This window comes from Bacillus kalamii (genome assembly GCF_047238185.1).
Lineage (GTDB): Bacteria > Bacillota > Bacilli > Bacillales > DSM-1321 > Bacillus_AD.
Map to the genome: position 1 here is coordinate 1,372,679 of NZ_JBDFMI010000001.1, position 22,416 is coordinate 1,395,094.

20 protein-coding genes, 1 other RNA gene and 1 riboswitch are annotated in these 22,416 nt (G+C 41.3%); of the genes, 16 read left to right on the top strand and 5 right to left on the bottom strand.

The features are described from left to right. Positions 1 to 6 precede the first annotated feature (6 nt). The 7 genes from gpsB (at position 7) to ABC357_RS06900 (ending at position 7,297) form a co-directional block, all read left to right on the top strand. Positions 7 to 318, top strand: coding sequence for a cell division regulator GpsB (gpsB, locus tag ABC357_RS06870; protein WP_412886790.1), 312 nt, complete (start codon positions 7 to 9; stop codon positions 316 to 318). 112 nt (positions 319 to 430) lie between these two features. Then, positions 431 to 818, top strand: an RNA gene (rnpB, locus tag ABC357_RS06875) — RNase P RNA component class B. A 136-nt stretch (positions 819 to 954) separates the two neighbouring features. After that, positions 955 to 2,109, top strand: coding sequence for a THUMP domain-containing class I SAM-dependent RNA methyltransferase (locus ABC357_RS06880; RefSeq protein WP_412886791.1), 1,155 nt, complete (start codon positions 955 to 957; stop codon positions 2,107 to 2,109). Between the two features lie 60 nt (positions 2,110 to 2,169). Further along, entirely contained in the window at positions 2,170 to 2,343 is a 174-nt protein-coding gene (locus tag ABC357_RS06885) for a hypothetical protein (protein WP_412886792.1), read from the top strand. Between the two features lie 87 nt (positions 2,344 to 2,430). Beyond that, the gene (locus tag ABC357_RS06890; RefSeq protein ID WP_412886793.1) at positions 2,431 to 4,359 is read left to right on the top strand and encodes an ATP-dependent DNA helicase; all 1,929 of its coding nucleotides are present in this window, start codon (positions 2,431 to 2,433) and stop codon (positions 4,357 to 4,359) included. A 435-nt stretch (positions 4,360 to 4,794) separates the two neighbouring features. Then, positions 4,795 to 6,303: a carboxypeptidase M32 gene (locus ABC357_RS06895; RefSeq protein WP_412886794.1), complete on the top strand. Its 1,509-nt coding sequence runs from the start codon at positions 4,795 to 4,797 to the stop codon at positions 6,301 to 6,303. A gap of 67 nt (positions 6,304 to 6,370) precedes the next feature. Continuing rightward, positions 6,371 to 7,297, top strand: a complete 927-nt coding sequence (locus ABC357_RS06900; protein ID WP_412886795.1) for a DMT family transporter — start codon at positions 6,371 to 6,373, stop codon at positions 7,295 to 7,297. A 21-nt stretch (positions 7,298 to 7,318) separates the two neighbouring features. Here ABC357_RS06900 and ABC357_RS06905 read toward each other — a convergent pair whose 3' ends face one another. Genes ABC357_RS06905 through ABC357_RS06915 form a run of 3 tightly spaced genes read right to left on the bottom strand, consistent with a single transcriptional unit; the run spans position 7,319 to position 9,611 of the window. Beyond that, the gene (locus tag ABC357_RS06905) at positions 7,319 to 8,971 is read right to left on the bottom strand and encodes a b(o/a)3-type cytochrome-c oxidase subunit 1 (protein ID WP_412886796.1); all 1,653 of its coding nucleotides are present in this window, start codon (positions 8,969 to 8,971) and stop codon (positions 7,319 to 7,321) included. Beyond that, positions 8,961 to 9,440, bottom strand: coding sequence for a cytochrome c oxidase subunit II (locus ABC357_RS06910; RefSeq protein ID WP_412886797.1), 480 nt, complete (start codon positions 9,438 to 9,440; stop codon positions 8,961 to 8,963). Before ABC357_RS06910 ends, ABC357_RS06905 begins: the two co-directional genes overlap by 11 nt. 21 nt (positions 9,441 to 9,461) lie before the next feature. Then, complete coding sequence (locus ABC357_RS06915; RefSeq protein WP_412886798.1) at positions 9,462 to 9,611, bottom strand: cytochrome c oxidase subunit 2A; 150 nt, start codon at positions 9,609 to 9,611, stop codon at positions 9,462 to 9,464. Between the two features lie 453 nt (positions 9,612 to 10,064). Beyond that, positions 10,065 to 10,166, top strand: a riboswitch (purine riboswitch). A 107-nt stretch (positions 10,167 to 10,273) separates the two neighbouring features. Between ABC357_RS06915 and ABC357_RS06920 the strand changes: the two genes are divergently transcribed. From ABC357_RS06920 to ABC357_RS06940, 5 genes are all read left to right on the top strand, one after another. Continuing rightward, positions 10,274 to 10,846: a xanthine phosphoribosyltransferase gene (locus ABC357_RS06920; RefSeq protein ID WP_412886799.1), complete on the top strand. Its 573-nt coding sequence runs from the start codon at positions 10,274 to 10,276 to the stop codon at positions 10,844 to 10,846. A 21-nt stretch (positions 10,847 to 10,867) separates the two neighbouring features. Beyond that, positions 10,868 to 12,178 carry a nucleobase:cation symporter-2 family protein gene (locus ABC357_RS06925; protein WP_412886800.1) on the top strand — a complete coding sequence of 437 codons (1,311 nt, stop codon included), beginning with the start codon at positions 10,868 to 10,870 and terminating at the stop codon, positions 12,176 to 12,178. 284 nt (positions 12,179 to 12,462) lie between these two features. After that, the gene (locus tag ABC357_RS06930) at positions 12,463 to 12,861 is read left to right on the top strand and encodes an Rrf2 family transcriptional regulator (protein ID WP_412886801.1); all 399 of its coding nucleotides are present in this window, start codon (positions 12,463 to 12,465) and stop codon (positions 12,859 to 12,861) included. A gap of 131 nt (positions 12,862 to 12,992) precedes the next feature. Further along, complete coding sequence (locus tag ABC357_RS06935; protein ID WP_412886802.1) at positions 12,993 to 14,072, top strand: AbrB family transcriptional regulator; 1,080 nt, start codon at positions 12,993 to 12,995, stop codon at positions 14,070 to 14,072. A 22-nt stretch (positions 14,073 to 14,094) separates the two neighbouring features. Continuing rightward, positions 14,095 to 14,652 (top strand): isochorismatase family protein, encoded by a 558-nt coding sequence (locus ABC357_RS06940; protein WP_412886803.1) that lies wholly within the window; start codon positions 14,095 to 14,097, stop codon positions 14,650 to 14,652. Between the two features lie 93 nt (positions 14,653 to 14,745). Here the strand turns inward: ABC357_RS06940 and ABC357_RS06945 are convergent, their stop codons facing one another. Then, positions 14,746 to 14,946 (bottom strand): cold-shock protein, encoded by a 201-nt coding sequence (locus ABC357_RS06945; protein WP_412886804.1) that lies wholly within the window; start codon positions 14,944 to 14,946, stop codon positions 14,746 to 14,748. A gap of 334 nt (positions 14,947 to 15,280) precedes the next feature. On the opposite strand from ABC357_RS06945, the gene ABC357_RS06950 reads away from it, so the two are divergent. Beyond that, the gene (locus tag ABC357_RS06950) at positions 15,281 to 15,979 is read left to right on the top strand and encodes an SGNH/GDSL hydrolase family protein (RefSeq protein WP_412886805.1); all 699 of its coding nucleotides are present in this window, start codon (positions 15,281 to 15,283) and stop codon (positions 15,977 to 15,979) included. A 19-nt stretch (positions 15,980 to 15,998) separates the two neighbouring features. Here the strand turns inward: ABC357_RS06950 and ABC357_RS06955 are convergent, their stop codons facing one another. After that, the gene (locus tag ABC357_RS06955) at positions 15,999 to 16,952 is read right to left on the bottom strand and encodes a DUF4003 family protein (RefSeq protein ID WP_412886806.1); all 954 of its coding nucleotides are present in this window, start codon (positions 16,950 to 16,952) and stop codon (positions 15,999 to 16,001) included. Positions 16,953 to 17,134: 182 nt separating this feature from the next. Between ABC357_RS06955 and ABC357_RS06960 the strand changes: the two genes are divergently transcribed. From ABC357_RS06960 to ABC357_RS06970, 3 genes are all read left to right on the top strand, one after another. Beyond that, positions 17,135 to 17,278, top strand: coding sequence for a hypothetical protein (locus ABC357_RS06960; RefSeq protein WP_412886807.1), 144 nt, complete (start codon positions 17,135 to 17,137; stop codon positions 17,276 to 17,278). A gap of 544 nt (positions 17,279 to 17,822) precedes the next feature. Continuing rightward, a complete protein-coding gene (locus tag ABC357_RS06965; RefSeq protein ID WP_412886808.1) occupies positions 17,823 to 21,494 on the top strand; it encodes a dynamin family protein in 3,672 nt (1,223 codons plus the stop codon). Between the two features lie 28 nt (positions 21,495 to 21,522). Next, positions 21,523 to 22,356: a sulfurtransferase gene (locus ABC357_RS06970; RefSeq protein WP_412886809.1), complete on the top strand. Its 834-nt coding sequence runs from the start codon at positions 21,523 to 21,525 to the stop codon at positions 22,354 to 22,356. The last annotated feature ends 60 nt before the right edge of the window (positions 22,357 to 22,416 follow it).

Below are 22,416 nucleotides of genomic sequence, written 5' to 3' on the forward strand. Positions count from 1 at the left end.
AATTCAATGCTGTCAGATAAGATTAAATTAACGGCGAAAGATATATTAGAAAAAGAATTTAAGTCAGGAATGCGTGGATACAAGCCTGAAGACGTGGATCAGTTTTTGGATTTGGTCATCCGTGATTATGAAACATTCCATCAAGAAATTGAAGAATTAAGACAAGAAAACATGAAATTGCGCAAAAAAGCAGAGGAGGGCGGAAGCCGCCAGCCTGCATCGTACCAGCAAGCAGCACCGGGAACAACGAATTTTGATATCCTGAAGAGGTTATCCAATTTGGAAAAGCATGTTTTTGGCAATAAATTGTATGAATGATGAAAGCTTCCTATTAAGATGATAGGGATTCCATAAAAAGGATGCTTTAGTTTTACTGTTTTACTTGTATTTTATGTGCGGACCTAATATAATGAATGATGTTATGTTTGAAACGTTCGGGTAATCGCTGCCGGCGCTTTTTGCAGCCGGTAGAGGAAAGTCCATGCTCGCACAGGCTGCGATGCCTGTAGTGTTCGTGCCTAGTGAAAAAATAAGCTAGGGCAGCCATGATTGGCTGACGGCCGGGTACACGCCTAAGTCCTTTTGGATATGGCCTGTCCCTATAAAAGTGCCACAGTGACGTAGCCTTTCCAGAAATGGAGAGGGTGGAACGGGTAAACCCCACGAGCGAGAAACCCAAATTTAGGTAGGGGCACCTTTCACCGCGGAAATGAACGAGGTAAAGGACAGAACTTGTTCTGTAGATAGATGATTGCCGCTTTTGTACGAGGCTCTTAGGGTCGATTGCAGTACAATAGAACAAAACATGGCTTACAGAGCGTTTTCAAAAATAATGACATTTATTATTCAACAAAAGGCTCTCCTTTTAGAGGAGAGTCTTTATTGTTATAATAATGAAGATAACGAATAAAAAGAAACCAACAGGTTTGCTAACTATAATTAAAAGGTGATGTAATGGCTCAATATACGATAATTGCAACAGCTGCCATGGGACTTGAAGCAATTGTTGCCCAGGAAGTAAGAAATCTCGGCTATGATTGCACTGTTGAAAATGGCAGGGTTACATTCAAAGGCGATGAAAAGGCGATTGTCCGCGCCAATATGTGGCTTAGGACCGCGGACCGCGTAAAAATTGAAATCGGCAGTTTCAAGGCGTTTACGTTTGAAGAATTGTTTCAGCAAACAAAAAAGTTGCCTTGGGAACAATTTATTACGGAAGACGGGGAGTTTCCTGTTTCAGGTAAATCTGTGAAATCAAAACTTTATAGCATTTCCGACTGCCAAGCAATTGTGAAGAAGGCAATAGTTGAGCGGTTGAAAGTGGCGTATAAACGTATTGCCTGGTTCGAGGAGAACGGACCTTTATTTAAAATTGAAATTTCTATGTTGAAAGATGTTGCCACCATTACATTGGATACATCCGGAGTTGGCCTCCATAAAAGAGGCTACCGGGTCGAACAAGGCGATGCCCCGCTCAAAGAAACGCTTGCGGCCGCATTAATCCTAATCAGTAAATGGACACCCGACCGGCCTTTCATTGATCCTTTTTGTGGATCAGGCACCATTCCAATCGAAGCAGCCTTAATCGGACAAAATATTGCCCCGGGCTTTAACCGAGAATTTGTTTCGGAACAATGGCCATGGATTTCTGCGCAGCTGTGGGAAGATGTGCGGGATGAAGCCGACCAGCTTGCAAATTATGATCAGCCTTTACATATCACAGGCTGCGACATTGATCATAAGATGATTGAAATCGCCAAAAAGAATGCCATGGAGGCAGGACTCGGGGATTTAATCACATTCAAGCAAATGCAGGCCAGCGATTTGGCAATAAATGAAAAGTACGAGCAATCAGGTGTGATTATCGGTAATCCTCCATATGGGGAACGCCTGAGCGATAAGCCGAACGTGGAGAAGTTATACCGCGATATGGGCCGTGTTTTTTCACAGTATGAGACTTGGTCTGTCTATATGCTGACTTCTCATGAGGGATTTGAACGTTTTTATGGAAAACCGGCAACAAAAAAACGTAAATTGTTTAATGGTTTCATCCGTACAGATTTCTACCAATATTGGGGCAAGCGTCCAAGACGAACAGAACAGGCTTAATACATAATCCTTCCGATATTGGCATAAAATGATCATATTGCTAATAAGGGAGAGAAAACAGTGATTAATCAAACACATGATTTTCAATGTATTTTAAAAGCTATTTCCAGTTCGCAAAGCCAGCTTCAAACAACGGATGGCCCGGCCTCGTTAGGAGTCAGGAATTTAAATATGGCTCAAGAAGATGCCGCTAGGGCGTTAGCTCATTTGTTAACGAAAAAAGGATATCAGTGACAGACAGTTGAATTGGCAGGAAGTCCTTCTTGCCAATTTTTCTTTGTGTTACTTTAAATGACTATTAGGATCGAAAGGAAATCATATATGCTAAAAACTCTTCCATTTTCTGTAACGAAAAACGATGCTTTCTATGACAAACTTTCCGAATGGATTGGCGATGTCTTTTATGACATTCTTCCTGAAAAGGGTTTTGAACTAAGGGATGAACAAATTTTTATGGCATTCCAGCTTGAAAAAGCCTTTAAAGATAGAAAAACGATATTTGCAGAGGCTGGTGTAGGAACCGGGAAGACGATTGTTTACCTTCTATATGCCATCTGTTATGCACGCTATAAAAACCAACCAGCGGTTATTTCTTGTGCGGATGAAACGCTTATTGAACAATTAGTCAAAGAAGAAGGGGACATAGCGAAAATCTCTGAGGCATTAGGGTTGGATATCGATGTACGGCTTGCTAAATCAAGGGACCAATACGTCTGTCTGAATAAGCTAGAAAAAGCGGTGATGAACGAAGACAGCGAAAATATAGATATGCTTCATGATTCATTGCCTGATTTTGTCCATGACCGTACAAGCATGAATGCATTTGAGGTGTATGGCGACCGGAAAGGCTATTCTTATCTAAGCAATGATGAATGGAATAAAGTCGGCTGGGATTCTATGCAAAATTGCTTTTCTTGTGAAAAACGCCACCGTTGCGGACAAACGCTATCAAGGGATTATTACCGAAAATCACAGGATTTGATTATTTGTTCGCATGATTTTTTCATGGAGCACGTCTGGACAAAAGAATCGCGCAAGCGTGAAGGCCAACTGCCTTTATTGCCTGAATACAGCACGGTTATTTTCGATGAAGGGCATCTACTTGAATTTTCAGCCCAAAAAGGGTTAACATATAAAATTTCTGAGGATATGATGGATGACGTTTTGACGGCATTGTTGGCAAATGATATGAGGGAAGAGACATTATTGCTTATAGAAGATACCATTTATTTAAATGAAATGTTCTTCCGCAACCTAAAGGAAAGCAGTAAACGGATCGCCGGTTCACACCGTTATGAGCTTCCGCCAGCAATCTCACTTCAAAAGCAGGCAAAGGAATTGCAGGATCATATCGAAAAAGTGCTTGAAAGCTTGGTTTTTGAAGCAGAGTTGCACACAGTCGATGAATATAGTGTAAGAATCAGCGAAGAATATCTGGAACAAATTTCATATTCTTTCTCCTTATTTTCGCGAGGCCAGAATGCAGTCGTTTGGCTTGAAAGGGACGACACGAAAAGCAGTCTAGTAGTCATGCCGCGCTTAGTGAGCGATATTTTGGCTGAAGAAGTCTTTTCAAAAGATATTCCTTATATTTTTTCATCTGCCACTTTATCTGAAAAGGGTTCCTTTGACTATATAGCCGGTTCACTCGGAATTAAGGATTATGCGCATTTCTCTGTTGAATCGCCGTTTGATTATGAGGAAGTGATGAAGATCTGGCTTGCTTCATTCCCGGAAAAAGAGAGCGAAAGAAAAAATGAGGCAGCCGCTAAGGCAATTATGGAAAATAACGGATCAAGCCTTGTCCTGTTTCCCTCATTCGAGAGTATGAATCAGTTTAAGGAATATATGAAAGGCCATGATCTCCCGTTCCCTATCTACTTTGAAGGAGACGAGGAAATTAGCGAAACGGTCAAGAAATTCCAAACACATGATGAATCTGTTTTCTGTACGCACCATTTATGGGAAGGACTTGACATCCCGGGTAAATCATTGAATAATGTGATTATTTACGGGCTTCCGTTCCCTCCTAACGATCCTGTATTCCAGGCTAAGCGCCAAGCAGTCGAGAATGCATTCGAAGAAGTGGACCTGCCGTATATGCTGTTGAGGTTAAGACAGGGTATAGGACGCCTGATCAGAACGAGCAGTGACCATGGCCAAATCCATATTCTGCTGGATGATGAATTGCCACAAGAAGTGCGGCAGTCCATATTGGATGTTTTGCCTGTTGAGCCAATTGTACGATAGAAAAAATGCAAGTTTTTCATGAAGCGAGCTGAGCTAGGAATGCCAGCTCGCTTTTTGTTGTTAAAATAGAGGATGGTATCTGTTTGAATAAGGTCTACAACGAATTGTTATTTTGGGCTGTGAGGGTTGATATCAGGCCGGATAAAGGACCTTGGAATGGCTATGACGTCCAAAGTCATAAGATGCTAGACACGTTATACGAGGAATAAGGATGGGATGCATAAAATGACTATGGGCCATTTGTAGACCATCCATTTTGGGGTATGGATGGAAAATTCCATAAAGGATGTCGATGGTTATATGATTGGATTTGAATCCGGCCTTTCCATGATTAGGGAGGTGTGATAAGTGGGTTCAGCAATTACGGAATGGAAAATAAAATAACATGGCAAGAAGGCGTTTATGTTAAAATGGAAGAAAAAAGGGGGAAAAAGAATGACAATTAAACAAACAGAATCTTTATTTCTTGAACATGTCAAAAAAATGACTGCATACAATGAAGCTCTTTCATTGATTTTCTGGGATTTGCGCACAGGTGCTCCAAAAAAAGGAGTAGAGCAGCGTTCTGAAGTAATTGGGATGCTATCATCGCAGGTGTTTGAAATGAGTACATCGGAAGAAATGAAATCTTACATAGAGGAACTAAGTGCAGAAGAAGCCAAAAAAGAATTATCTGAAATTACGAATAAATTAGTGGCGGAATGCAAAAAAGAATATGACCGCAACAAAAAAATTCCGGCAAATGAATACAAGGAATATACAATGCTTGTTTCCAAATCGGAAAGTGCATGGGAGGAAGCAAAGAAAAATGCTGATTTCCCTTCTTTTCAGCCATATTTAGAAAAGATCGTCGATTTTAACCGCAAGTTCATTGAATATTGGGGTTATGAAGGCAATAAATACAACACATTGCTCGATATGTATGAACCTGGTATGACGGTCGATATTTTGGATGACGTTTTCGGCAAACTCCGTAAAGAAATTGTCCCTTTGGTTCAACAATTGACAGAAAGCGATCATAAACCGGAGACAGGATTTTTGTTCAAGCATTTTCCGAAAGAAAACCAAAAAGAGTTCAGCCTAAAAATTCTGGAACAGCTTCAATACGATTTTGAGGCCGGCAGATTGGATGAAACCGTCCATCCCTTTGAAATCACGATTAACCGCAATGATGTCCGGATTACGACTAAATATGATGAAAATGACTTCCGTTCAGCCGTTTTCGGGACAATCCATGAGTGCGGCCATGCCATTTATGAACAGAATGTATCACCTGATTTGATTGGGACGCCGTTGGCTTCGGGTACATCTATGGGAATCCATGAATCCCAATCCTTGTTTTTTGAAAACTTCGTGGGGAGAAATATCGGCTTTTGGAAAAAGAATTATAAAGATCTGCAAGAGGCTTCCCCGCAGTTTGACGGAGTATCAATGGAAGACTATTACAGAGCGATCAATGAAGCTAAACCGTCCTTAATCCGGATAGAAGCAGATGAATTGACATACCCTCTGCATGTAATGGTCCGTTATGAAATTGAAAAAGCATTGTTCAACCAAGAAATTGAAGTGAAGGATTTGCCTACTGTATGGAATGCTAAATACAAAGAATACTTAGGCGTTGAACCAGGCAATGATGGGCAAGGTGTCCTACAGGACGTCCACTGGGCAGGAGGAAGTTTTGGCTATTTCCCTTCTTATGCACTAGGGTATATGTATGCAGCGCAATTCAAACAGACCATGCTGAAGGATATTCCTGAATTCGACCAATTGCTAGAAGAAGGAAACATTAAACCGATAAAAGATTGGTTGAATACCCATATTCACCGGTATGGAAAAATGAAAGAGCCGCTTCAATTACTGAAAGATATTACAGGCGAAGGCTTGAATGTACAATATTTGATTGATTACCTGAAAGATAAATACAGTCGGGTTTATGCGCTGTAAATGACCTAAAGGGGGATGGATCCATCCCCCTTTTCAATTATGATGCTGAATATGGGGGATGGGGATCTTGGCGAATGCAACATACAAATACAGTGTAATGGTTATTACGGCAGCCTTTTTTTGGGGCATGATTGGGTTGTTTGTAAAAGGCTTAAGCAAATTAGGCCTCTCTGAGCTGGAAATTGTTACAATAAGAGTGTTGTTTTCAGCCATCATTTTGTTTTTGATCGGATTGTTGACATATCGGAACCAGCTGAAAATAAAGTGGAAAGATACATATTTGTTTATAGGCACCGGCCTTTGCAGTATTGCTTTTTTTAATTGGGCCTTCTTCACTAGTATTAATATGCTTAATCTGTCGATTGCAGTCATTCTTCTTTATACAGCTCCTGCATTCGTCATGGTTATGTCTGTGCTCTTTTTAAAAGAACAAGCTTCTTTTACGAAAATTGTGCTCCTTATTCTGACATTGGTCGGCTGTCTGATGGTGGTTGGACTGGAAGGGTTGGCAGGGATGGGAAATAAATGGGGATACATTATCGGGCTTAGTGCTGGATTTGGGTATGCGCTTTATAGTATTTTCGGAAAATTCGCACTGGTTAAATATTCGTCTTTCACTATTTCTTTTTATACATTTTTGGTTGCTTCGCTCGTCCTTGTTCCAGCAGTGAGAATTTGGAGGGTATTTCCTGTTTTAGTGAATCCACATGCGCTTCTGTACATTGGAGGGTTATGCTGTTTATCGACTGTTGCTGCATTTTTATTATATACAGAAGGCCTTAAGGGAATTGAAAGCAGTAAGGCATCTATCTTATCTACCGTAGAGCCACTCACTGCCATGCTGATCGGCCTTTTTCTATTTGGAGACCGCTTAACGTATATTCAGATGCTTGGAGGCGTGATTATCTGTTTATCGGCAATAGGAGCAAGTGTTGAGAAAAAACCGTCATGGCTTAAAAGAAACCAAAGTACATACAAAAGGCCATTCCAATAACCGGATGGCCTTTTGCATGAATTAGAATAATTTGTAGCCTTTTGAACCTGGAGGAGCATTTTGGATCATGTCTATAAAAGGAATGGTGTAGGCAAAAAGTATTAAAACAACTGTTATACCTAGCCATAATTTCCAATTTTCAAAAACCATTGGCGCTTTTTCTGCTGCTTCATCACTTTCGCCTACGGGGAACTCCTGCTCCCCTTTAGGAGCGAAGAAAGCCAGTTTGATAAAAATGTACAGAACTAATACAATGCCGATGAATAGAATAGTTCCGCCGATTGCTTGAGCGATTTGATAAGGAATCCAATCAATCGCCTGGGCCGAATCTCCATAAGTGGAATAAGAAGAACGGCGAGGCGCTCCCAGTAATCCAGCTGCATGCATGGCTCCCGACATGAATGCCATGCCGATGGACCAAAGAATGGCCTGGATAATTGCCAATTTGTTCATTTGCGGCGTTAATACTCGGCCGGTCAAATGTGGGACAAGCCAATACATAATGCCAAAGAACGTAAGGACTACCGAAGTTGCCAATGTTAAATGGAAATGGCCGGTTACCCAAACTGTATTATGGACTACCTGGTTCAATTGGTTGGAAGCATTGACTATACCTCCGGCACCGGCAGGGATAAAGGCGACCATGCCAATGAATGGAACAACAAAACGGGCATCTCCCCATGGGAGCTTCTTGATCCAGCCAAAAAGCCCTTTTGCTCCTTTGGAGCGGCCATACGTTTCAAATGTCCCAAAAAGGGAAAAGGCAGTCATTAAGGATGGAATGACAACCAAAAAGGTTAGAATTACTTGCAGGAACTTCCAAGCAGGGTCAATGCCGGGCTCCATTAACTGATGGTGGAATCCGACAGGTACTGAAAAGAGAAGAAACAGAATAAAGCTCATCCGCGCAAGTGAATCAGAGAAAACTTTTGTTCCCAGCACTTTCGGAATGACGACATACCAGCACATATAGGCAGGCAATAGCCAAAAGTAGACGAGCGGATGCCCGAAATACCAAAATAAGGTTCTGCTAACAAGTACATCGATCGTATCAACAAGTCCTAGTGACCACGGAAGCATTTGAAATAAGACAGTGGCTGCTACGCCGATCGTAGCAACAATCCAAAGTACCGTATTTATGACAGCCATGAAGGTCAACAACGGGCTTACTTTTCCTGGATTTTGTTTTCTCCAGCGAACATAGTTCGAAATAAGAGCTCCGCCTGATATCCAGCTTCCTACAACAACCAATGTTAAACCGATATAAAAAATAGGGTGTGCCTGTAAAGGTGCGTAGAAGGTGAATAAGACAGAAGCCTCGTTAAGTAAAACCATGGCAGCAGCCATGGCAGTCCCGATGGTCATGGTAATGAAACCAATCCATCCGGCCGTCCTTGCTTTGTTACTAAATGCCCCAGTTGTCCGGCTGACGGCAGCCAATTGGAAACCGATAATAAAGAATGTAGTTAGGATAAGTCCCAATAATACACCATGAACAGTAAGAATTTGATAATACGTAATACCAAGCGGCAATTCAAATTTCCCCGACCGAACAAGGACCTGCAATAACCCGGCTAACCCCCCTAGAGCAAGTGCAGTGAAGGCAACGTAAAAGTGTGCCATGGATAACTTTGCGTCTTTTGGGTCCACCTTAATCAGCGTACTATTTTGCATTGTCAACCACCTCAATTCTAGAATTCATTGTATGGTGTCCGACACCACAATACTCATTACAAACAATCAGATGTTCGCCTACTTTATTGAAGGTCGTCACATATTCTGAAATAAAACCGGGCTCAAGCATCATATTTATATTGGTTCCGGCTACTTCAAAGCCATGTATCACGTCTTTGGTGGTAGCCATCACTTTGACCTTTGCCCCTCTTGGTATTTCCACTTTCATTGGATTATAGGAAAAAGCCTGCGCTACATATACTAGCTCGTAATCCCAATCTTTTCCTTTCACTTTATGCAGTCCCGGTTTATCGAATGGTTCCGTTTGATCCACTTTTTCAGGATCGATGGTGGCGAGGCAGCTCGGCGGCTGATTCCCTAAATAAAATGCACTGATTCCTAAAACGGTAAGAAACACTAGCAATGCTCCCACCCCAAAAATTAGCCATATTTTTTCATATTTATGCATGGCATGGTCCCCCTTAACGATCTATAAACGATTGACAAATAAAAAATACACACTTACCCACGTCACAAGAATAACTGCACCGACAATAGACACTGATGCGAGTGTCCCTTTTAAAGAGGAATGCGATTCTTTGCGGGCATCCGTTTGTTTCTTCAATTGAGTCTGTGCCATATTTTTCACTCCTTTCAAAAAACAGGAAATTAAATGATTACATGTTTATCATACAAAAGTACACAATCATTACTAGTTCCTTTTTGCCACTTCACAAATTATTCAATTGTTGTATTTTCACTATTTTTATAGGGTAAAACTTATTCCACAAGGGTTGATATCCCTTTTATTGGAAAATGAATTGTGAAAATAATGTGAAGTGGCCATCGGGAAGGAAACAAAGGGGAGATGAATAAAGCATGCATAAAGATAGGCACATGAAAGGAGTGTTAAATGGATTCACAAAAAAGAGGCATATATGCTTTTTGACAAACCTCTTCTTAGAAACAACGTATGTAAGAGAGGCTCGTTCTGAAAAATATAAGGTAAATACGAACAAAATGGAAAAATGAAATGAAATACTTCGGCTTTCTAACTTTACAAATCAATATTTTGCTAGTATAATTCGAACATAACTTAAATAAGTACAACTCTCATATAATAGTGGGGATAAGGCCCACAAGTTTCTACCAGGCTGCCGTAAATGGCCTGACTATGAGTGGACATTTTTTCCTGAGATGATAAGGGCTCGGGCTTGATTGTTGCACTCTTTTTAAAGAGAGGGCGGCATGAAGGCCCGAGCTTTTTTGCATATAAGGATCAAACGATGGGGGTAACGAAAAATGGAAGCATTAAAGAAGAAGATTCATGAAGAAGGGAAGGTCCTGTCGGATACCGTATTGAAGGTGGACTCTTTCATTAATCATCAGATGGATCCAGTTTTGATGAAGGAAATCGGAAAGGAATTCGCCGATCGCTTCAAAGAAGCCGGAATCACGAAAGTGCTGACCATCGAGTCTTCTGGCATTGGCCCGGCTCTAATGGCCGCTCTTGAATTGCAGGTACAAATGGTATTCGCGAGAAAACGAAAGTCATTAACGCTGACAGAAGGCTTAATAACAACAAAGGTATACTCATACACGAAACAAGAAACAAATGATGTGACCATTTCCAGCCACTTCATTAACGAAGATGACAAAATTCTTATTATCGATGATTTCCTTGCCAATGGACAGGCTGCTTTAGGCTTGATCGATATTGTCAAACAAGCAGGCGCGGAGCCGGTCGGCGTAGGCATTGTGATAGAAAAGTCATTCCAGGAGGGGCGCGAGCTCGTTTTGGAAACAGGTGTCCAGCTTGAATCTTTGGCAAGAGTTGCATCTTTAGCGGATGGAAAAGTCGAATTCGTAGATTAATAGTTCTGAGGGGGATATGAAATGAAGATGAGTCCGTGGAAAGTAGCATCACTTGGAATCCAGCATGTACTTGCTATGTACGCAGGAGCGGTCATTGTGCCATTGATTATTGGGGGCGCTGTCGGCCTTTCAGCAGAAAACCTGACTTTTTTAGTATCAGTTGATATTCTTATGTGTGGAATTGCCACTATTCTGCAATTATACCGCAATAAATTTATGGGCATAGGGTTGCCAATTATGCTTGGCTGTTCATTTACTGCTGTTGCTCCAATGATCCAAATCGGAAATGAATATGGCATCGGTAGCATGTATGGAAGCATTATTGTATCAGGTATTATCGTAGTGTTAATCAGTAAATTTTTCGGAAAATTAGTTCGTTTTTTCCCTCCTGTTGTAACAGGCTCCGTTGTCACGATTATTGGGATTACACTTATTCCAGTGGCCATCAATAATTTAGCAGGCGGACAAGGAGCAGAGGATTTTGGTTCGCCAACCAATTTGCTATTGGGGTTTGGCACGTTATTATTAATTATTGTTTTATACCGATTCTCAAAAGGATTTATGCGCTCAATCGCTGTTTTGGTTGGACTGGTACTGGGAACAGTAGCTGCTTATTTCATGGGCATGGTGAATATGAGTTCAGTGATGGATGCATCATGGTTCCATATGCCTAAACCATTCTTCTTAGGTACACCAACCTTCCATTTCACACCGATCCTTACAATGACACTGGTGGCGATAGTCAGCTTAGTTGAATCGACTGGCGTCTACTTTGCACTTGGAGACATTTGCGATAAAAAGATTACGGAAAAGGACTTATCAAAAGGCTACCGTGCCGAAGGGAGTGCCATTATTTTAGGAGGACTTTTCAATTCGTTCCCATATACGACTTTTTCGCAAAATGTCGGCTTAATTCAAATATCAGGCGTGAAAACAAAGAATGTTATTTATGCGGCAGCGGGATTCTTGGTTGTATTCGGCCTCATCCCGAAAATTGGCGCTTTGACGACGATTGTTCCTTCCTCCGTATTGGGAGGGGCGATGGTAGCGATGTTCGGAATGGTTGTTGCTTCGGGTATCAAAATGCTAAGCCAGGTTGATTTTTCTTCGCAGGAAAACTTGTTGATCATTGCTTGTTCCATAGGGATTGGATTAGGCGTAACTGTAGTTCCTGATCTATTTGCACATCTGCCGAACAATATTAAAATCTTAACAAACAACGGAATTGTGGCGGGAAGTGTGACCGCTATCGTCCTGAATATTGTATTCAATGTACTGAAACTGAAGAAGAAAGAAGATATCACTAGCATCCAAGCGCAAAAAGCATCATAAATGAATCATTCTATAAACATTTCTGTTATTTAGTCAAAATGGTCTATTGGTTAAAAAAAATGTGCTGAAATAATTGAAAGAACCGTTGTCAGAAAGCATCGAAAATCTGTTGGCGGTTCTTTTTCGTATGTGCAGAATGATGGTTGTTTAGAAGATTACTAACTGAAATAGATATTTTGAAAAATTGGACCTGTATTAAGGAAAGAGATGAATTCAAATTTGCTGTCCTTTTTAAAAAGTGCTAAAATTAGCACATATTAAAAAGGAGAGTATATATTTCGATCATGGCCCAATTAAAACGATTTGGATTTGCAGTTCAGGCATTGCTTATCTTGGCAGAAAAATCGACTTTACGTTCAAGCATTGAAATCGCCGAGGAAATCAGCTGTGAACCTACCGCTTTACGTAAAATAATGTCACAGCTTGCAGAGGCAGGGTTTGTGAGAGTAAAACAGGGAAGGACCGGGGGATACATGCTTGCTGTTTTACCAGAAGAAATAACCCTTTTTCAGGTGTATGCTTCCGTGTATGAAGAAGAGCCTGCGTGGGACCGCATGCTGGATACGACTGGTAATCATCCGTTCGGTATAAGAGTAAATGAATCATTTCGGGGAATTATGGAGGAAATCCGTACGCAGGTGGAAAGGGTGTTAGGCGATTATACATTGGCTGACCTATTATAAGCGAAATGCCATAGTTTAAAATGTGCATTTTTTTGCACGTTTATGCATCGGAGATTTGTTTGTTTATTTATTCGTTGGCTGAGGTCCTTTTCACTGTTTATAGGATGGGGAACAAGGGGGCTTGAGGGGTAATGAAGTACAGATTTTTTTCGTTGTTTATAGGAATGGCGGGGGCTCTATTGTTTAGCGTTCTGAACTTGCCGGTACCCTGGTTGCTTGGTCCGATGATTGCTGTATTGATAGGGTCAAGTATTTTTAAAGGAAGGTTGTTATGGTCGAAAAAGCTTAGGGACGGAGCTATGATTGTTATCGGATATACGATTGGGTTGAGCATGACTGCCACTGCTTTGTATTCCATGGTCAAGCAATTGCCGTTTATGTTAATAATGACTCTACTGCTGCTGTCCTACAGTGCAGGAATTGCCATTCTGGTTTCCAAAATATCCGGGATTGATTATAAGACTGCTCTTTTAGGAAGTATTCCCGGGGGGCTAACACAAGTGTTGATTCTTGCTGAAGAGACAGAAGGAGTTAATTTGACGATTGTTACAGTGACTCAAGTTCTGAGGCTAATGATGATTATCATTTTTATTCCTCTTCTTGCATTCAGCTCTCTTTTTTCTGGTGGAAATGCCGTTACTGCTGCTGTACATGCTTCTGCAGCAACGTCCGCTTCATGGGAAGGCCTATTTCCGAATATCCTGCTTTTTGCCCCGGTAGCCATCGTGCTGGCATTGCTGGGGAATAGAATCCGTTTTCCTACAGCCTTTTTATTAGGGCCAGCCATTGGAACAATCATTCTGCAAGTAGCCGGGATACAAGGGCAGGAACTGCCTCCTGCCATAACAGATGCCGCACAGCTGATGATAGGCATTCAGGTTGGATTAATGTTAAAGCCTGGGGAATTGTCCAAAAAGATGCGCACGCTCTCTCTTGCTGTTGTCAGTGGATTGCTGCTGATGGTAGGTGCAATAGGCTTAGGTTTTCTTCTGACAAAGTTAATACACATTTCATCTGCAACAGGGCTGTTAAGTTTAGCGCCAGGTGGAATGGACCAGATGAGCATCATCACGCAAGAAATTCATGCGAATCTCTATATAGTGGCAGGATATCAATTATTTCGCACGTTTTTCATATTCTTTGCCATACCTCCATTATTGAGGTTTTTATTTAAAGCAGTGCCATTAAAAGCTAGCCATAGTAATGGGTAGAAAAAGGAAGGGAGTTTTCAACATGACTATCGATTTCAAAAAAACAGCATTGGTGATCATTGATTTGCAGAAGGGGATTGTAGGGCTTTCGCCGGAAGGATCGGCAATTGTTGGGAGGGCTGCCAAACTGGCGGATGTATTCCGCAGAGAAGGGGGCTTCATTGCAAATGTACATGTAGATTTTTTGGATGGACGGGATAAACTCGATCCTGCAACGGATTATATGGCCAATTCTTCTACAGCACCCGCGGATTGGTCCGATTTTGTCCCAGAGCTGAAAGTGGGCAAGGGGGACTATGTTGTCACTAAACGGCAATGGGGCGCATTTTTCGGAACAGATTTGGATCTCCAATTACGGAGAAGAGGAATCGATACCATTGTTTTATGCGGGATTGCCACGAATATTGGAGTAGAGACGACTGCTCGGGAAGCATTTCAATATGGATACAACCAGATTTTTATTACGGATGCTATGGCAACATTTAGTAAGGAAGAGCATGAGGCCACCTGTGTGTATATTTTTCCGAAAATAGGAAAGGTTAGAACCCTTGAAGCATTCCTGGCTGAAATAGAAGCATAGGAGAGGTTTTTTGCCACTTGGTTTCGTTCCTTTGCATATAATCAAAAAGGCAGCCTCCATAAGGAGACTGCCTTGAATTAGTATGGTAAGCTATTACAGTTTTACAACGTTAGTAGCTTGAGGTCCGCGTTGACCTTCTTCTACGTCAAAAGAAACGCTTTGACCTTCGTCTAAAGTTTTGAATCCGTCAGTTTGGATAGCTGAGAAATGTACGAATACGTCTTCTCCGCCTTCGCGCTCGATGAATCCGAAACCTTTATCTGCGTTAAACCATTTTACTTTACCTTGTTCCATGTTTGTTGCCTCCTAGTGCTTTAGCACAATGTATTACTATCTTTGTATCTTTTTTGACGAAAAGTGCTACACTTTTACCATTCAATTCCGAACAAAAATAATTCTTTTTTAGAATAACAGAAAAAACGATGGAATGCAAATTGATTCCTTTCTATTTTTGCAGTAAACCTATAATTGTGTCAGAAAGAGTCAGAAAGCTTAATGGTGAAGAAGGCGTATACATCTTTTTTGAATAGGCAATGGCCGATTCCTTTTTGAAACGTATAAATAAGAAAGAATGGGTTATTGTGGTATAATATATATATATCATTATATTGGGATAGAAGGGATTAAGATGAGAATCATTTGTTTTGGAGATAGCCTCACTAGAGGTGTTTCGATTGTAAAAGGCCGAATGCGCATTCTAAAGGATAATTATCCAGCCCTATTGGCGGATTTTTTCCAAAAAAAAGAGAAATCGGTGGAAGTTTTGAATAAAGGCGTTTTTAATGACAATTCCGATTTATTATTGGCAAGGCTTGAAAAAGATGTTATCTCATTAAAACCGGATTTAGCTATAATCGGAATTGGCGGGAATGATTGTAACTTTCGTTGGAAAGAAGTTGCCCGGTTTCCGGATCGAGAACATGAAGCAGTTGTCCCTTTGCAACGGTATATTCACAATTTAAAAGAAATCGTTTCCAGGTTGAAGCAAGAGCAAATCTTTCCATTGTTTTTAACATTGCCTCCCTTGGATCCTTCTTGCTATTATGCGTTCTTAAGCGCGCAATTCTGCTCGTCGCTCGGTCATTGGATCAGTAAGGTCGGGGGAATTGAGCATTGGCACGGACAATACAATCGCGCATTGAACAAGTGGATTGAAGAGGAAGGCCTGAAGAAGATTGACGTACGGAATGCAATTAAACAATCGGGTGAACTTAGCCATTTAATCAGTGATGATGGCATCCACTTGACCTCAGAAGGCTATCATGCACTAAGCAAGGCTATCATTGAAACGATAGCTCCTTTTGTTCATAACATGCAAAGAGCATAAGACAAGTGTCTTATGCTCTTTATGTTGAAGCGGAAGAGGAAGCTGCTTGCTGTGAAAGGATGGTGTACATGATGCTATTGTAGGCAATAGCAAGTACTATGTCTTCTATTTGCTCGGTATCATCCATTTCCAATGCAGTGAATACTGTTCCGAATAAAGCGCGGAACCTGTTTCCTACGCTCCACTTGCCCATCCCCTTTACCTTTTCTAATGCTTCCATTTTCTCTTTCACGCTCTGGACCATTAATTCGGCAGGTTGCCTGCTGGCCGCCAATAGGGCGATTAACGGCTGGGCTTGAGTTTGCATGACAATGCCATTGGACTTGAATGTATCATGGCAAAGCAATATAGCCTCGGATGTTTTAATCGGTTCCCATTTCAATAACGTTGCCATATGGGAAATGGTTTGAAGAGACTGCCCGCGTTTGTAACCTGTTTTGTTTAAAATATGATAAAAGTGTTCAATGTTCCTTGTTGTGTGTTTGATATTTGAATGGAACCGGGCAAGCATGGCTGCGAATATGGCATCTTCACCAGAAGTCAGCCAAAAATGCTCTTTTTTCATTGTTTTGTAATAGGAATAGATTAGTTCCGTTTTCACAGATGGTGTTCCGTCCGTTTCTTTGGAAGCCAGGTATCCTGATACATATGGGAGGTATGAACTTCTTTTGAAACCTGCTTCCTTTAAGTCCGCGTATCGATTGATGATTTTCTTCATTTGCCCTTCTCGATCGGGAAAAGGAAGGGCTAATGAAGAAACAGGAAGTAAGTTCTCATTCCTGAATGGCGAAAGAATAGTGGTTTGTTCTTTCAGTCTTTTTATATTTTCGGTTAATCCGCTTTCGTTGAATTCACATTGCCTGGCAGCGAGCTGCATGGCAGAAAAAACACGCATCATTTTGGAATGCGACCGAAAAGACTGAAGTGCCCGAGAAAGGTTTGATAGAAATAGAGAGAAAGAACGGTGCTCCATTTTATTGCCTCCAGACTGTTTTTCTTCAGTATACGATAAGTGTAAAGGATTGTGTTGTTATGGTGTAAATCGCTGGTGATTGAATTCATTCGTCTGGTGGACGTTTTCTTCGAATAACGATTCTAAAGGTGAGAACAGAAGCATATGGCTAAGAATACAATGTAGAAAAGGATGTGTAGTAGATGGAAAAAAAATATTGTGTTCATTGCCGCAGGTTAATTAATGATGAATGTGTGTGTGGAGGCTGTGGGAATAATCAATTTAAAGATATTGTCATTTCAGTACAAGCTCAAGGAAATAAACTAAAACAGCATCACGACTTGTAGACTTTTTTGAAGAAACGATATTTGGCTATTTTGAAAGAGCTGCCTGATCAAGCAGCTCTGGAAAATTGGTACTTTTGCTCGATAGTTCACATATTTGTCGGGAATAGATAAGAAAATTTTTTTGATTCACATTGATAATGATTATCATTTTTGTTAATATAAATGTAATGATAAATATTCTCAATAAGAAAATGCAGGAAGGTGAATTAAATGACTGTTGTTCTGGTAGTCGGTACAGTGGCGGTATATTCGTTTGTAACAGCGCATGTGTTGAAACATGTTGGTAAACCTTCTAATGTCCAATAAAATGCGAACAATTGATTCGCTCAGAAAAGAGGCTTATCCAAAAAGTTGTAAAATCAACTTTTTGGATAAGCCTCTTTGATTTTTGTCTCTCATGTTTATCCATGCTTAAGGCTTCCTGCCCATTGACGCCTGAAACTGGCCGAAGCTATACCGGCGGCCTGCGCTTTTATTCTAGGAAACAGGTTAAAAATGGATTACAATAGAAGAGATGAAATTTGGGGAACAAGGGGAATGATTCATGACAAACACAACAAAGAATCATACAGGGATTTTACAGGTGCTTGCCGGCTTATACAGTCAATTAGAAAGCAGACATGATCGTGTCAACTGCGGAAAGATGAAACAGTTGATCAAGAAGGCTGAGGAAGAGGAAGTACAATTGGCTTTCTGCGGCCACTTTTCCGCAGGCAAATCCAGTATGATCAATTATTTAATGGGGCAGCAAGTGCTTCCTTCCAGTCCGGTGCCAACAAGTGCCAATATCGTAAAGGTTAAGAAGGGCGAAGATGCGGTCATTGTTTATTTTTTCGATGGCACTCATACTATTTTTAACGGACAGCATGATATGAAAGAGATTAAAGCCTTTTGCCGAAATGGTGATCGCATACAAGCCATACATATACATTCGGACCACTTTCCATTGCCGGATGATTGTGCGGTGCTGGATACTCCTGGGATTGATTCCACCGATGATGCCCACCGCATATCCACTGAATCGACACTGCACTTGGCTGATATTATTTTATATGTGATGGATTATAACCATGTCCAGTCACAGGAGAATTTCCTGTTTGCCAAAAAAATGCAGGAGAGTGGAAAGAAACTCTATTTAGTCGTAAACCAAATTGATAAGCATGATCCGGATGAATTGGATTTTGCGTCTTTCCAACATTCGACAGCTGAAGCATTCAGCCAGTGGGGAATAGAACCTGAAGGTATATTCTATACTTCATTAAGAGACTTGGATAACCCTACTAATCAAATAGCTGAGGTTCAAAGGTTTATTCAAGATCGGATTGCCTATGAAAGAACCCATTTGGACCAATCGATACTAACGTCTGCAGCCCAGCTATCAAAAGATCATCTGGCCTTTCTGGAAGATAATCAAGAAGAACAGCGAAAAGAAGCAAGTGACATCATCGAGGGGCTATCTATTGAACAAAGAGAAACGATTTCCTCAGTAAGGCAGCAAAAAGAAGAAGAGCTGGCTTCGTTGAGAGCATTGCCTGGAAAAATGCACCTTGAGTGGATCGACAGATTGGATGATTTGTTAAAGAATGCTTATTTGCTTACAGCAGAGAGCAGGGAATTGGTAAAATCCTTCCTTGAATCACAGCAGCCACAGTTTAAGATGGGACTCTTTTTCAGCAAAGGTAAAACAGACACTGAAAAAATGAACAGAGAAGATACATTGCGGGCCGAATTGGAAGAGAGGGTGAAAACGCAATTAATCTGGCATCTTCGTGAATTCGCCAATTCCATCCTTAGCCAGTCTAACATTGACTCTGCGGAGCTGGAAGCGGCTGCCCAGGAGCTGGACGTTGAAGTAAATATGGAACAATTAAAATCATTGGTAGCCAAACAGAGTGATATTACTGGACAATATGTGTTGCGTTTTAGTGATATCATTTCAGATCATCTAAAGGGCACTGCAAAAAAGATAGCTTTGGCCTATCTTTTGGAAGTACGAAAAGTGATGGCACAGCAGCTTGAAGGAAAGATACAGGCGATGGAAGCCATAGTCCGCCAATACCATAACCAAGAGGAAGCCATAATACTGCTTGACCAACTGGATGCCTATTGTGAGGCTGTGCAACAAGAAATGAAAAGTACGCTTGAAAATGAGCATGCTGGCGATTGGAATGAAACAGAAGCTCTTTTGAAGCAATTCCGCGATGAAGAAAAAAGCAGGGAAATTCAGTTTGAAAGAGAAGCAGCTGATGAAGAACCGGATTCTCCAATTGTTTCTTATCATGAGGAAACACCGGAACAACTCTCCTCAGGGATGGAAGAAAATTCTCTTTCCGAGTGGCATTCCAAGCTGAGGGCGGCAATGGGCGAAATAGGCCAGTTGGCCGGATTCACTTCTTTACTTGAAGATATGGAAGATAAAGCGGAACGCTTGGCCAATCAAAGCTATACAATCGCTTTGTTCGGAGCATTCAGTGCGGGGAAATCCTCATTTGCCAATGCGCTTTTGGGTGAAAAGGTTTTGCCGGTTTCACCAAACCCGACAACAGCGGTAATCAATAAAGTAATGGCGCCGCCGAGTGCTGATGTCCATAAGCATGCGAAAATCGAAATGAAGAGTGCAGACATGCTTCTTGAAGACGTTTCAATCGCTTGTAAAGCATTGGGATATACACCTGCGGATTTGGAGGATGCCTATCAATTTGGCTTGAAATTCGATGATCATGGATCAATAGGAGATGGAAGCGAAAAAGCCCATCTATCATTTGTTCGTGCTTTTTGCAGTGGCTATAGTTCTCTTAAGCAAAAGCTGGGGACGGTATTCACTGTAGATTACCATGAGTATACTTCCTTTGCTGCTGAGGAAGCGAAATCTTGTTTTGTCAGCGAAATCAGCCTATACTTTGATTGCCCGATGACGAGGGAAGGCATTGTATTAGTTGATACACCGGGAGCGGATTCTATCAATGCCAGACATACGAACGCAGCTTTCCATTATATAAAAAACAGTGATGCTATTTTATTTGTTACCTATTACAACCATCCTTTTGCAAAGAGCGACCGTGAATTCTTGATTCAACTAGGCCGGGTGAAAGATTCTTTTGCGATGGATAAGATGTTCTTTTTATGCAACGCTATAGACTTGGCACAAACGGAGGATGAGTTGGCTGATGTCATTGGATATATCAGGCAGCAATTGGAAAGCTTCGGGATACGGTTTCCGCGGTTGTTCCCAATTTCCAGCAAAGAAGCGTTGAATGAATTACAGGGCGGACATTCACCAATGTCCCATCCGTTTTTAAAAGATAGCGGGATGCCACAGTTCCACCAGGCGTTTGCCCACTTTATCCAGCATGAACTGGTTGAACTGGCTTGTGCTTCAGCTCGTGCGGTCATTAAACATGCAGAAGGCATGCTGATGGAAATGATTGAGGCAGCATCGTCCTCGAAAGAAGAAAAAGAGCAAAAATTAATGAAGCTGGCACAAGAGCATTCATCGATGAAACAGGAAATAGTGGAATCAACAACTGAAATTGAAGAGAGTAAAATGTCGAAAGAAAGCGACGAGTTGCAATACTATATTTTTCAGAGGGTCTTTCTGCGCTATTCGGATTTCTTTAAAGAGTCATTCAATCCCGCTGTTTTGCAGGATGATGGGAGAGATTTGAAGCAAGCTTTGCGAAAAGCCATCAATGAATTGATTGAAAGTGTAGCCTTTGATTTTGAACAAGAGATGAGAGCCACTTCTCTGCGCCTGGAACGCTATATGAATAAGCTGGTAGTCGATAAACAGGCACAGTATCAGCAAATAATCAGCCACCATTGGAAGGCTGTCCAAATTGGAGAGTACCGCTTGAACGCTTATGAGGTACCTGTCTATGAGAAAGCATTCGTACAATTGACCGACCGTGATTTTAAGAAAGAATTATCATTATTTAAAAATCCGAAATCTTTCTTCGAAAAAAACGAGAAGCAAAAGATGGCTGATGCCTTGCAACAGTCTCTTCAAGTACCAGCTAAGCAGTATTTGGATGGACAAGGTGCAATAGCTAAGCAATTCTATACAGAAAGTTTAGTCTTTGAATTGGAGGGGCTTAAAAATCAGGCGCTCAAAAAGATTGATGAAGCATTGACAGGCTATCGAGCTGTTTTACAGGACCATATTGATATTGGAAGTTTGGCAACTAAAGAAGAGGCTCTTCGACATCTTTTGGAATAATAGATATAGAATAGAAGGAGAAGTGAGAATGTTAAAATCTGTTGATTGGCTGAAAGCACATTTGAGTGATGAACATATATCGATAGTGGATTGCCGCTTTCAACTGCAAAATCCTGATTACGGACAGATGGAGTTTGAAAAGGGACATATCCCCGGGGCCGTTTTTATCGATTTAGAAAAGGATATGTCCGGCCTAGTTCAAGAGCATGGGGGGCGGCATCCGCTTCCTGATATGGAGGTATTCCGTAAAAGGCTTGAATTAGCCGGAATCTCCAGCGATCAGACGATTGTGGCCTACGATAACGGAGAGTGCACCTATGCATCGCGGTTTGTCTGGATGCTGCATTATATGGGCCATACTGATTGCTATTGCTTAGATGGAGGATTGTCTGCTTGGTTAAAAAAAGGATATCCAATCGGCACAGAAGCCCCTGCCCCCGAAACCGGCCAACTTAACACCGAGCTTCAGCCAGCTTTACTGGCTTCATATGACGAAGTGAAAAATTGGAGCGAGGATCGAAATAGCAACATCATATTAGTTGATTCACGCGATTCACGCCGTTATGCGGGCATTGAGGAACCGATTGACAGAATTCCCGGACATATCCCCGGGGCAGTCAATTATCCATTTACGGATGGATTCACTGATCACTCTTTTCTTTCTTCAGCAGATATGAAAAAGAGATTCCAACAGTTGAACCCAGAAAAAGAAATCATTGTTTACTGCGGATCTGGAGTGACTGCAGCACCTAATTTCATTGCTTTGAAGCATGCAGGATATGAACATGTAAAGCTCTATATAGGAAGCTACAGCGATTGGGTGTCTTATGTTGAAAATCCAGTCGAAAAAAATGAGGACTAATGTTGAACGCTTATAGCCCAAAGGGGGCTATGGCGTTTTTCCTTTTTCTTGCGTTATTCT